This window comes from Photobacterium sp. AWH4_225 (assembly GCF_056158405.1).
On sequence record NZ_JBSWTF010000001.1, the window covers coordinates 2,339,004 to 2,351,345 of the forward strand.

Sequence of the window (12,342 nt, forward strand, 5' to 3'; positions counted from 1 at the left end):
GCACTAAAACAGCGTAAAGGCACAGGTTGCTGGTTATCAGAGCAATAATGGCCTCACCAATTGAGATATGTTATAACATAACACAAGCAACGGTAAAACCATAAAATTCTTAAGGATTAGATGAACTAAAGCCATAGAGCGCTTTTAGCTTCCGGCTCTGGAAAAGACTAATCGACATTAAGGTAAAGCACACCACCCCAGCCATAATCATAGTCATCCGCACCCAGTCGTCGCCCATCATCAGTCGCTCGGTAATCATCTCGTATGTCACCATCAGCCATTTAAGCGCAACGAAGCCCAGGCTCAGCGACATAACATAAGGAATCCAACGATGACGAATAAGCAGCAATAAAGGATAAGCGAGTAAAATCAAACAAGGCAGCATGGCACCAAAGCGCAAGAAATGTGCTGCAAGCAACCAGAAACTCACAACAATAGGGACAAATCGAAAGAACATAATACACCTCCCAATAAGAGGTATTATATATACACCTTAAGTTACCATTTATAAAGTTATATCTTCTTATCAAACAGTTGACGATGGCCTGCAATACGGATTAATACCTAAGTGCAACTTTTTTCACTAAGCCAATACATTCCCCCTGTAATATCTAATTGAGTTATGTTTCAATAGCGGCCTTTTTGACCAACTCATTACTGATTAGATGGACACGACTCTTTGGCTGCGCTGGCGAACCCCTATCCTAGTTTTCTTGCTGGGAGCGTTAGCTATTATGAGTTCATCACAAGCGATTAGCCATTTCTTGTTCAAGAATGAAGTCGAGAAGCGACTTGAAAACATCCATATCTTCTATCAGGAAAGATATATTAACCTTGGACGTGAGCTCTATGAGCTGATTAAAGGTTTACAGTTCAACTGCGCACAGCAGGACATCTCCCTACTCCGCGATACCATCGAGCAGTCTACTGGGATTCAGCTACTAGAAATGCAGACAGCACATACCAGTTGCTCAGTTTACGGCAAAAACGTTCCCTTAATTAAAGACTTCGATAAAGACAATGCATTCATCGATCATGAAAATGACGATTTCAGCTACCTTGTTACGCCATACCACAACCATCGTCTGAAAGTTCATTATCACCTGCCCGATGCGAGTTTAATTCTGATCACCGAACCTGTTCAGAACGTCTTTACCCAGAGTGAAGTATGCCTAAACTGCACTGCAATGACCTTGAGTCGTGGCGAAAAAGAAATCCAGGTCTACCCAAAGCACCAGAGCAAACAGTACATTCATATCGCAAGTAAAGATTTCGGGCCCAACTATGCCTTCAATGTCTACGCCACTGACAAGGGTATAACTTACGTGACCGAAAATGATCTATTCATCACCCAGCTCTTACTCTTTTTTATGCTGCTGTCCGTGTGCTTGGCGATAGGCCTATACCGCACACCTGAGCGAACCCTGAAAGAGATGATCACTTATGGGTTAATGAAGAGAGAGTTTATCCCCTACTACCAGCCTATTGTCGATAGTAAAACAGGGACCATAACCTGTTGTGAGGTGCTGATCCGCTGGCAACGTTCAGATGGTGAGCTAATTTCACCGAATCAATTTATCCCGATTGCTGAGCACAACGGTCAAATTAAACTGCTTACCAACTACATGATTGAGCAGGTTATCGACCAGTTTGAAGACGAACTCATTGCTGACAGTAACTTTTATGTCAGCATTAACGTCACACCGCAGCAATTGGAGGACGATGAGTTTCTCAGCACAACCATCAATTTGCTCAAGCAAAGGAATGTTCCCGCTCACAGGCTTGCGTTCGAAGTGACAGAGCGGATCCCATTTAGTGATCTCACCAAAGCCAGACGCATTATCCAGCACCTGACAGACTTTGGTATCTCGATAAAACTGGATGATGCCGGCACGGGCTATGGTGGGTTTAGTTATCTGCAAAATCTACCTATTGATACGCTGAAGATCGATAAAATGTTTGTCGATACAATCGGTACCAATGATTTGAAGTCCAATATCCTTGACTCCATTATCCTATTTGCCAAACACGCGGGATTAAAGGTGATAGCTGAGGGAGTGGAGACCCAAGCGCAGGTGGACTACTTGCATCAAAGAGAGATCTACTTAATGCAGGGTTATCATTTTGCCAAACCGATGCCATTCGATGAATTTAGGCAGTATTTACAACAAGATCTGGCGATATCGGACGGCTAATTTAGCTGTGATATTAATCAACCAAACATTTTTTGCGCAACTTCAATTGTTATTTCTGACAGAAACTCTAAAATTGCGCGGTTACATTCCTAAAACACCTGTCATGTTACAGGTCCAGGATAAATTAATTAGTCTTGCTGCTAACAAAGCAGTGATTGACGCAGTAAAGGAAACGACATGATTCAAGTAGTTGGTCACAAAAACCCTGATAGCGATAGCATCTGTTCAGCACTTGTTGGTGCTGCTCTTCTGAAAGCTCGTGGCGTTGAAGCTAAAGCTGTTCGTCAAGGTGAAATTAACCGCGAAACTCAGCACATCCTAGAAACAGCAGGCGTAGATCAGCCTGAAATGTGTACTGGCGTTGCTGGTGAGAAAGTTTGGTTGGTTGACTACACTGACTTGGCACAAGCACCAGACGACATCGCAGAAGCTGAAATCGTAGGTATTGTTGACCACCACCGCCTAGGCGACGTGATGACTGTTAACCCACTTGAAGCATGGATCTGGCCTGTTGGTTGTACTTGTACCATCATGTTCAACCTATTCAAGATGGAAAACACTGAGATCACTCGCGAACTAGCTACTCTTATGATGTCTGCGATCCTGAGCGACACCGTTGGCTTTGCTTCTCCAACTTGTACTCAAAAAGACAAAGATGCAGTTGCTGAGCTAGCACCCCTTGCTGGTGTTGAAGACCTAGACCAGTTCATCAAAGATCTACTGATCGCTAAAACTGACATCAAAGGCCTATCTGCAGCTGAGCTAGTAGAGAAAGACCTGAAAGCATACCCGTTCAAAGAGCGTAACGTTGTTGTTGGCCAGATCGAACTTGCTACCCTAGAGCAAGTTGAAGACATGATTGCTGATCTTGAAGCTGACCTTCAGCGTCGTTGTGACGAAGAAGGCCTAGCAATGGCTGCACTAATGCTTACTGACATCACAACAAGCACTACTCGCCTGCTATACAAAGGTGAATGGAACGAAATGCTAGATGCCCACGCTAAAGACGGCATGCTAATGATGGAAAACACCCTTAGCCGTAAGAAGCAAGGCTGGCCTTGGCTGCAAACTGTACTGGCTTAATTGTCATTACAGGCAAGCTATTAAAAAGGAACGCTTCGGCGTTCCTTTTTTGTACATGCTCTCTTACCCACCGCGTTTTACCGCTGATGTCTCATTCAAAATATCGGCAAAGTGAGAGACAAATTCACGACCAATCAGTTTCCCCTCACGGTAATCTATTTCCAAATCATCTTTACTGCTGAGCAATGCCCGGCTTCTTAGGTTTTTTTCCGGCGCAATCTGAATAACCTGCAAGCCTTTTGGTGGTGACAGCATGAACTGATGGGCACCTTGATAAGTGGAGTAATAGCGGTTGAGCATATCGATCACCTCTAGCCGTTTGCTATTCCCTGTCAGTGTCAAGAACCGCTCGATATTATCAGCCGAGAGTAGGCTCCACCCTTTCCCCTTGTTCTCCGTGATAGAGGCACTATCAAGCTCCGCTTGCTCAGGTTGAGCTAAAGGCTCTTTATCCCGCCAGTTTAGTTTCCAGCTCTCGAGTTTAGTCGTCAGTTCACCATGAAGAGATTTCACCTTATCCAGAGACTGATTCAAACTCAGTCGCTCGATATACTCCGGCAACGCGGTCTCTACCTTGCTACGCCAATCATCAAAGCGGCTACTTTCATTACCCGGCAGCGATACAGGTTCGGTTCTGACGACAATCACCAAATCAGCACCACGCTGCCAAGCTTCTTTAACAGGTACCGCTGCACTCACGCCACCATCAACCCATTCCAAGTCATCAAAATTGACCGGTAAGTTATATATCACGGGAATTGCGCAGGATGCCCGAAGCACATCGCACCAATTCTCCTCGTACATCGGCATATAGATATCTTGCAAGGTATCCTTTCGCGTTGCACACGCTAATGCTGTACGGTGCCTTAGCACATCACGGGCAGTCGATACATCCAGCGGGATTGCACCATGAGAACGGACTTCATCCAGCGCCCAGTCAAGGTTCATTGATTTTTGTTGGCTCAAATATTTATATAAATTGAAAAATTCATTGTCTGTGGTGTAGTTAACAATGAATTCATAGCCAAAGCGAGGCTGGCGACTAATGAAAGAGGAAAGATTCAGTGCACCAGCAGAAGTGCCGATATAGAGCTCGAAGGGGTCAAAACCGCTATCCAAAAAAGCATCAAAAACGCCAGCTGTAAAAATGCCGCGCTGTCCGCCTCCCTGTACAACGAGCGCTATTTTTTTCTGTTTCGCATTAAGCAACTGGCGCGAAAAGTTGTTAATTAAAGGTAAATCGAAGGCCTTTAGGCTAAACGGTAAATGATTTGTCATACCCCTGACTCACAGACAACAAAAATCCTTTTCAGCCAGTATACCGTCCTTAGTTTGATAAAACCTTAATATCAACTACAATTTATCGATGTATTAATAACTTACATAGTTACTGAAACAAGGCCAAAGCCTAAAATAACAGTCATGGTGATGATTGCAGTCAAGACAGCGAACTTCAAATCAGAATCCATAATAATATCCTTACTCCATCAAGGTGTTTAACAAATTATTAACTCTATTTTAGGGAGAGTTCAAGATTCTGGCTAATGAAAAAGCAATAATATACGAAAGCTGTCACACTAAATATTATGTTTGCGCTATTGGATAATGGTATGAAAACTGGACATTTGTTTATCATTGCCGCAGGACTAATAACGGCATCGCACTCAGCTACGGCGAATACTATCTATGTCACCCCGTATGTTGGATATACTTTTTCAAATTCAATCAAAGATGATAATGGGACCAAAATAGAGCCTGAAAACGATCCCCATTACGCAATCAGTATTGAAACAGATTTGGACAAAGGTCGTGTCGGCCTTTTCGTTAGCCACCAGCCCACCGACTATGAGACGTTCTCTGGTTCAGGCTCTTTTACCTATGTTCATTTCCAAAGCACATTGCGTTTCGAAACTTTCCAGCACTTTAACACCTTTGCTGGGGCGAGTATTGGTACAACGATTGTCGATGCCGATTGGAGCGATCAAGATCTTGTGTTCTCTGGTAGCTTCTTGGGCGGACTGGAATACAAATTTAGCCCAAACTTTTCCGTCTTATTTGAAGGACGCTGGCTAGTTAACCTGATGGAAAGTGATACCACCACTATCTGTAACCTTCCGGAAGGAAACCAAACCTGTAACATCAAAGTCAATTCTGAGTGGTTAACCCAATTCCAGACCAACCTTGGCTTTACCTTCTCATTCTAGGCATCAATGCGGCGGTTTCGACGGCTATCAAACTAGCTTCCACACATCAAGATTGTGCAGCTGATGTGTGGAAAAGCTGAATTTGGGCCATTATTCAGACATTATCGTTAAGTTTGTAAAATAATATTTCCAACCAAACATTTTCCCTCCTGATAGTTTTTTCCACCAGCAAGAAGTCGATCACAGTTTTTCTCATCTGGAAACTAACTAAAACCCAATAATTAACAACTGGCTAATTTAGGATTTACAACCTTACTCTCTATTGCTTTACATGATCACTCTAGTTAATCTCGTCCCATCAGCGTGGTCTTACCTTTCAATTCTCACGCTAAGTATCGATATTAATTGGAATAATTCTCTGACTAATCCTATTTCTATAGTGATTTGCAGTACATAAGGAGATGTATATGAAACGTGAACAATGGGGCTCACGAGCAGGATTTATCCTTGCTGCTGTAGGCTCTGCAATCGGCCTTGGGAACATCTGGCGCTTCCCCTATATGGCTTATGAAAATGGTGGTGGCGCCTTTTTTATCCCTTACCTTTTTGCCATGCTCACCGCCGGTATCCCATTTATGATCATGGAATTCAGCCTTGGTCATAAACTACGTGGTGCCGCACCAAGAGCTTTCTCTAAGCTAGGTATGAAATTCGAATGGCTAGGTTGGTTCCAGGTCTTCATCGCTGCCATCATCGCAGTTTATTATGTTGCTATTATCGGCTGGGCGATTTCCTACCTAAGCTACTCTTTCACTCAAAGTTGGGGAACCGACACCAATGGTTTCTTCTTTGGTGAATACCTCAAACTCGGTGACAACACGCCTAGTCAGCTAGGTAGCCTGCAGAGCCATATCGCCATTCCAATGGCTATTGCATGGGCCATCACATTTGCTGCCGTGTTTACCGGTGTTAAAGGCGGTATTGAACGCGCCAGCAAAATCATGATGCCGCTTCTCTTTATCATGGTGCTTGCACTGATTGCCCGCGTAGTGTTCCTGCCAGGTGCTCTGGATGGTCTGAACTACCTATTCCAACCAGATTTCAGCAAGATCATGGATGCCAAAGTATGGTCAGCAGCATACGGTCAGATTTTCTTCACCCTGAGTGTCGGTTTCGCCATTATGATTGCCTACTCTAGCTATCTGCCTGAGAAATCAGATATCAACAACAACGCCTTCATGACGGTACTGATCAACTGTGGCTTCTCTATCACCGCAGGTGTATTGATCTTCGGTGTATTGGGTTACATGGCGCAAGAGCAAGCCAAACCGATCACTGAAGTCGTTTCAGCCGGTGTTGGTTTGGCATTCGTGACTATCCCGGCAGCAATCAATCTGCTTCCGGCTCCGTTTATCCTTGGCCCACTGTTCTTCTTGGCTCTGGTCGTGGCAGGTCTCAGCTCGCATATTTCAATCATTGAAGCAGTTACCTCGGCCATCATCGATAAGCTGAAGATTTCGCGTAAGCTTGCTGCCTCTTTGGTATGCGGAATCGGCTTTGTCGTATCGATGGCATTTGCCACTAACGGCGGCTTGCTACTCCTAGACTTGGTTGACTACTTCATTAACAACGTTGCACTGCTTGCCAGCTGCTTGGTTGAGCTTGTGGTGATTGCCTGGTTGCTGAAAGTGTCTGACATCCGTAACTACGTAAACAGCATTTCGGAATTCAGCATCGGTAAATGGTTTGAAATTTGTATCCGTTTCCTAAGCCCAGCGATGCTAGCCGTTATTCTAGGCACTAACCTTGTGAATACCTTCAATGATGGCTATGGCGGCTATGCTACCTCAGATCTACTGATGTTGGGTTGGGGGTTGGTTGCAGCTATGTTTGTTGTTGCCGTCATCATCAACGTTTCGTCTAAACCACAACTTCAGCAGGAGGCCAAACTATGACCACAGGTGCGATTATCATGATGCTTTTCGGCTTGGGCATTACATGGGGCGGCGCAGCATACTGCATCTCCGTTGCAATGAAAAAGCAATAATATAAGGCTAAGAGTCAACAAGGAGGCATTTCGCCTCCTTGTTTTTTTGTCCCAAGCCAACAGTAATTATGTTAACAATGATGCATTCTCATAAAGAATTCTTTTCCTTATGGCAATCAGATAGCTACAATCGGAATTCATGAGATGGCAGCTGAAAAATAACAGCCTGTAAACAACACAAGCCATCAGACCAGATTTATCTGTTGAGCCCAATGAAAATAAGAATCAAGGATTTGAAATGAAGTTAGCAGCATTAGTACTCTCAACGGCACTCATCCCATCCATCGCTTTGGCGTCTACATCCAGTTGCGAAAGTGAAAAATACCATCAATATATCGACGCTTCGCTCAATTGGTATGAAAACCTCGTCGAGCTAGCAGTAGAAAAAGAACCCGATCTCAAAGAAGTCGGCGATTGGTTTCTGAAAGGACGTAAACACCATTTTGAGCTAAACCGTGATGCCTTCGATTGGTACCTTGCCAACGACAAAGAGAAACTCGCCCTATCCCTGCCGGTTGAATCTTGGCTCAATCTGACTCAACAGGATGTCAAATCGCTATCAGAGCAAGACTCAGAGTTAGGCAAAGCGGCAAAACTGGCTTTTGATGACCGCCAAAGCAAACCACACCCACAGAATTACGCATTGCGCAGTGCTTTTGCTGAGTTACTGACGCATCCGGGTAACATTGAAAAGCCACTTAATACCTATAACGAAAAAATGACTGCGATTACTGAAATGGAATGTAAGTAATCACCCGGTCTATGGCTCAATATAAATTTTATATAAATTGGGCCAGTTTCTTATTTTTTTCAATTGCATACCTTATTCGATTCATACAAGATTAACGGTTTTTTGCTACGGTCAATCCACCCTTTTTCGCCATGAATCCCTTTGATTAGGAAGGACCCAAGATGACAAAACGGTACGCTAACGCACTATGCATTCTATTTCCCGCAGCTTGTTTATCGACTCAAGCGCTAGCCAACCAGCCACAGACCTGGTCTGCCGGCCTCAATGCTGATATTTCAATTTTGGCTGGCTACTCAGAGAGCCGCTCCCCATTCAACACTGATGACAACACGATTAGTGATTACGGCAAAGCGGGTAAAGAGAGTGATTTCCTTATCGCCCCTTTGGGCACAATCAGCTACACCAATGAGGCACTCGATAAACAGGTGTACTTTGGTACCAGCCGTTCAGACTTGGCCTTCGGTCGTTTTCATGTAGAGCTCGGCTATAAACACAAACTCAAAGACAACGGCACCTTGATTTTTAGCTACGTACCGGGGTTGATGACAAGTGAAACTTGGCAAGACCCGTACTTGCTGGATCAAGCTCGCTCAAAGACCGACAGTACAATCAGAGGCCTGCGTTTCCAATATAATCAGATCCTCGGCAGTAATTTCTCGCTAGAGCTGTCTGGCGGCAACCAGGATCTTGACGAAGAAAACAGCGGCGCAAGCCTGTCAGACGACCCGACAGGTGAGAAGAAGCAGTTGCTCGACCGCCAATCTGATATTTACTTTGCCCAGCTAAGTCATTTCTTGCCAATCAGCCGCACTCAAGTCATCCGCTCAGCGGTCAGCTATACCCGTAACGACGCACAGGGCTCGGCGATGGCCAGTGACAGCTTTGGTGCTGAATTAGGTGTGGTGCAGCGAGTCAACAAAGCCAGCTTCGCACTGACCTTCAGTTACAACTATGTGGACTTTGATGAACAAAACCCTATCTTTGAGCGTACCCAACAAGATGATAAATGGGGAGTGTTCCTAGCCTCGCAATATGATGCGCCTATGGGCTGGGAAAACTGGAACTTAGTCTCGCTTATAGGCTATAACCAAAGTAACTCAAATATCACTTTTTATGATGAAGAGAGCTTACTATTCACCGTGGGTATGAACTACCGTTTCTAATTTTTTTTCGACAGCGGCGGCAAATTGCATTAAATTAGCTGCAATTTGCCGAAATAGTTACAAGTTATTAATCGTTATGGCAGTAGTGGATCACAAAAAAGCCGATGCAACCCAAGAGTCGCTGCATCGCATTTTTACAGTGCCGGAAGCACCCGAGTCGACGTTAGGTCGGATCGAAAAAGACATTTCAGAAAACCTCAATGTGTTTTTGCAAACGCATATTGCTGCCCGCGAAAAACCTCTGGCAGAAATCGAGAAGGACTTCTCGTCCGCCGATATTCCAGAGACGCCGAGCTTTGTTTCTGATCATACCCATTTCCTATTGGACAAGCTGGTTGCGCAGTCAGTGCATACCTCTGCGCCGACGTTTATCGGTCACATGACATCGGCCCTGCCCTACTTCCTGATGCCGCTGTCCAAAATCATGATCGGTTTGAACCAGAACCTGGTGAAAATCGAAACTTCCAAGGCGTTTACGCCATTGGAGCGCCAAGTGCTGGGCATGCTTCACAACCTGATTTATGGTGAGCAAGAAGCGTTCTACCAACAGTGGATGCACAGTGCCAATCACTCACTTGGGGCTTTCTGCTCCGGCGGTACCATTGCAAATATCACAGCACTTTGGGTTGCACGTAATAGTGCGCTTAAACCGGATGGTGAGTTTAGAGGTGTCGCGCAGGAAGGGCTATTCAAAGCCATGAAACATTATGGCTACGAAGATCTGGTGGTGCTGGTTTCCGAGCGTGGCCATTACTCGCTCAAGAAAGCCGCTGACGTATTGGGCTTAGGCAGAGATTGCTTGGTCCCTATCAAGACTGACAGCCACAACCGTGTACGTGTCGATGAAATGCGTGCCAAGCTAGAAGAGCTCAAGCAGAACAATATCAAAGCCTTTGCGATTGTCGGTGTAGCCGGAACTACGGAAACCGGCAATATTGATCCGCTTGAAGAGCTGGCTGATCTGGCTCAGGAATATGATTGCCATTTCCATGTCGATGCGGCTTGGGGTGGTGCGACACTGATGTCCAACACCTATCGCCCACTATTGAAGGGGATCGAACGTGCTGACTCTGTCACCATTGATGCCCACAAACAGCTCTATGTACCGATGGGGGCTGGTATGGTCATTTTCAAAAACCCAGCCCTGATGACGGCCATTGAGCACCATGCTGAGTATATTCTGCGTAAGGGCTCCAAAGACCTTGGTAGCCATACTCTTGAAGGCTCAAGAAGCGGTATGGCGATGCTGCTGTATGCCAGCCTTAACATCATCAGCCGCCCGGGCTATGAAATGCTGATCAACACCAGTATCGAGAAGGCCCAGTACTTTGCCTCATTGATTAATCAAGATCCGGATTTTGAATTAATTTCAGAACCTGAGCTGTGCTTGTTGACCTATCGCTATGCGCCTGCTCGAACCCAAGAAGCGCTGCGCCTTGCCGATCCGGCTCAACGTGAAGAGTTGTTGGCAGCTCTTGATGATATGACCAAGTTCATCCAGAAGCGCCAGCGTGAATCAGGTAAGTCGTTTGTTTCTCGTACCCGTATAACCCCTGAGGCTTGGGACCGCAGGCTAACAACCGTTTTCCGCGTCGTGCTAGCCAACCCACTAACCACAGAGCAGATACTCAAAGATGTACTGCAAGAGCAAAAAGACATTGCCAAGCAGAGCTTGATCAGTTTCCCTAAAATCAACACGCTCACTGACAGTATTCTTAATCAGCAAGTTGCACTCTAAATTAACATGCGATAAGTGGATAAACAGTTTGAAAGCCTGGTGAAAGCCAGGCTTTTTTGCATCTAAAGCAGCGAGAGCTGATTTCATATTTCTTCACAGCTTGCTTTAAAAACCATCGATTACCTCAAAATAATTTTCACAAAGCAATTAACCGCTCGATAAAACACCTCATGACCGCTCAAATTACGACCGAACAGTCATTTCATCTAGACATAACTACCAATGCAGAGCATTGAAAAAACAACAAACAAACCTCACAACAGCAACCAAACTTTAACTTTTAGCTACTAAATGCAAAATGAAAAGTGAATGTCTTATTATTGATACTATTCCAACCATTCACATCACGTAATAATAATTGATCAAGATCAACAAAAGCACCGATTGAAACAGACAAAAAAGGCCGATACCCAGTGGATATCGGCCTATTTATTACAAATTATTTCAGCGCTTCAGTACATCAATGCCGGGGAATTAGTCACCCGCAAACATGTATCCTTCACCGTGCACCGTAACAAAAATCTGCGGGTTTTTCGGGTCAACTTCCATCTTGGAGCGCATACGGCGGATCAGTACATCAATGGTACGATCGTTTGGCGCTTCAACACGATGGCTCAGCATATTCAAAATACGCTCACGGCTCAGAACCACGTTCGGGTGAGAAGAAAACGCCACCAGCAACTCGTACTCCGCCTTGGTCAGTTTAACCGGTACCCCATTGTGCGTTAACGCACGCTTGTTAATATCAAACTGCCAATCACCAAAGCGAATAATGCTATCCTCTTGCATCTCAACTATAGTTTCATCACGTGCTTTTTCGACGAGAGAGATACGCCACAGCAGGTTTTTAACCCTAACCAAAAGTTCTCGCAATTCAAACGGTTTAGTCACGTAGTCGTCGGCACCCATCTCTAATCCGACGATACGATCAATGCTGTCTGTACGCCCTGTTACCAGGATGATGCCGACTTCTGAACGGCTTCTCAGCTCACGAGCCAGCATCAGGCCGTCTTCACCTGGCAGGTTGATATCGAGCATAACCAGATCGATCTTTTCACTGGCCATCACTTCGCGCATCTGGGCGCCACTTTCGGCCTGACTAACTTTATATCCCTCATTTTCAAAGTACCCAACCAATTTGGTACGGGTAACAATTTCATCCTCTACTACAAGTACGTGATGACTCATTTCTTTCTCTTTATGTCTTATTTACTGTTCTAT

12 protein-coding genes are annotated in these 12,342 nt (G+C 45.0%); 8 read left to right on the forward strand and 4 right to left on the reverse strand.

Annotated elements, in window-relative coordinates:
• Positions 1-109: 109 nt before the first annotated feature.
• Positions 110-457: a hypothetical protein gene (locus ACXAD4_RS11030; protein WP_475241329.1), complete on the reverse strand. Its 348-nt coding sequence runs from the start codon at positions 455-457 to the stop codon at positions 110-112.
• A gap of 277 nt (positions 458-734) precedes the next feature.
• Between ACXAD4_RS11030 and ACXAD4_RS11035 the strand changes: the two genes are divergently transcribed.
• Both ACXAD4_RS11035 and ACXAD4_RS11040 read left to right on the forward strand, forming a co-directional pair.
• A complete protein-coding gene (locus ACXAD4_RS11035) occupies positions 735-2,195 on the forward strand; it encodes an EAL domain-containing protein (protein ID WP_475241331.1) in 1,461 nt (486 codons plus the stop codon).
• A 177-nt stretch (positions 2,196-2,372) separates the two neighbouring features.
• A complete protein-coding gene (locus tag ACXAD4_RS11040; protein WP_475241332.1) occupies positions 2,373-3,278 on the forward strand; it encodes a manganese-dependent inorganic pyrophosphatase in 906 nt (301 codons plus the stop codon).
• Positions 3,279-3,341: 63 nt separating this feature from the next.
• Here ACXAD4_RS11040 and ACXAD4_RS11045 read toward each other — a convergent pair whose 3' ends face one another.
• Together ACXAD4_RS11045 and cydH are read right to left on the reverse strand one after the other, a co-directional pair.
• A complete protein-coding gene (locus tag ACXAD4_RS11045) occupies positions 3,342-4,556 on the reverse strand; it encodes a patatin-like phospholipase family protein (protein ID WP_475241334.1) in 1,215 nt (404 codons plus the stop codon).
• 101 nt (positions 4,557-4,657) lie between these two features.
• Entirely contained in the window at positions 4,658-4,747 is a 90-nt protein-coding gene (gene cydH, locus ACXAD4_RS11050; protein WP_475241336.1) for a cytochrome bd-I oxidase subunit CydH, read from the reverse strand.
• 141 nt (positions 4,748-4,888) lie between these two features.
• On the opposite strand from cydH, the gene ACXAD4_RS11055 reads away from it, so the two are divergent.
• From ACXAD4_RS11055 to panP, 6 genes are all read left to right on the forward strand, one after another.
• Complete coding sequence (locus ACXAD4_RS11055) at positions 4,889-5,482, forward strand: hypothetical protein (RefSeq protein WP_475241338.1); 594 nt, start codon at positions 4,889-4,891, stop codon at positions 5,480-5,482.
• Between the two features lie 407 nt (positions 5,483-5,889).
• The gene (locus ACXAD4_RS11060) at positions 5,890-7,377 is read left to right on the forward strand and encodes a sodium-dependent transporter (RefSeq protein ID WP_475241340.1); all 1,488 of its coding nucleotides are present in this window, start codon (positions 5,890-5,892) and stop codon (positions 7,375-7,377) included.
• Entirely contained in the window at positions 7,374-7,469 is a 96-nt protein-coding gene (locus ACXAD4_RS11065) for a MetS family NSS transporter small subunit (protein WP_107298394.1), read from the forward strand. Before ACXAD4_RS11060 ends, ACXAD4_RS11065 begins: the two co-directional genes overlap by 4 nt.
• A gap of 238 nt (positions 7,470-7,707) precedes the next feature.
• The gene (locus tag ACXAD4_RS11070; RefSeq protein WP_475241342.1) at positions 7,708-8,220 is read left to right on the forward strand and encodes a hypothetical protein; all 513 of its coding nucleotides are present in this window, start codon (positions 7,708-7,710) and stop codon (positions 8,218-8,220) included.
• A gap of 161 nt (positions 8,221-8,381) precedes the next feature.
• Complete coding sequence (locus tag ACXAD4_RS11075; protein ID WP_475241343.1) at positions 8,382-9,383, forward strand: DUF2860 domain-containing protein; 1,002 nt, start codon at positions 8,382-8,384, stop codon at positions 9,381-9,383.
• A 76-nt stretch (positions 9,384-9,459) separates the two neighbouring features.
• Positions 9,460-11,121: a pyridoxal-dependent aspartate 1-decarboxylase PanP gene (gene panP, locus ACXAD4_RS11080; protein WP_475241345.1), complete on the forward strand. Its 1,662-nt coding sequence runs from the start codon at positions 9,460-9,462 to the stop codon at positions 11,119-11,121.
• Between the two features lie 474 nt (positions 11,122-11,595).
• Here panP and torR read toward each other — a convergent pair whose 3' ends face one another.
• On the reverse strand, positions 11,596-12,309 hold the full coding sequence (gene torR, locus ACXAD4_RS11085) for a two-component system response regulator TorR (RefSeq protein ID WP_475241346.1): 714 nt from the start codon (positions 12,307-12,309) through the stop codon (positions 11,596-11,598).
• Positions 12,310-12,342 lie beyond the last annotated feature (33 nt).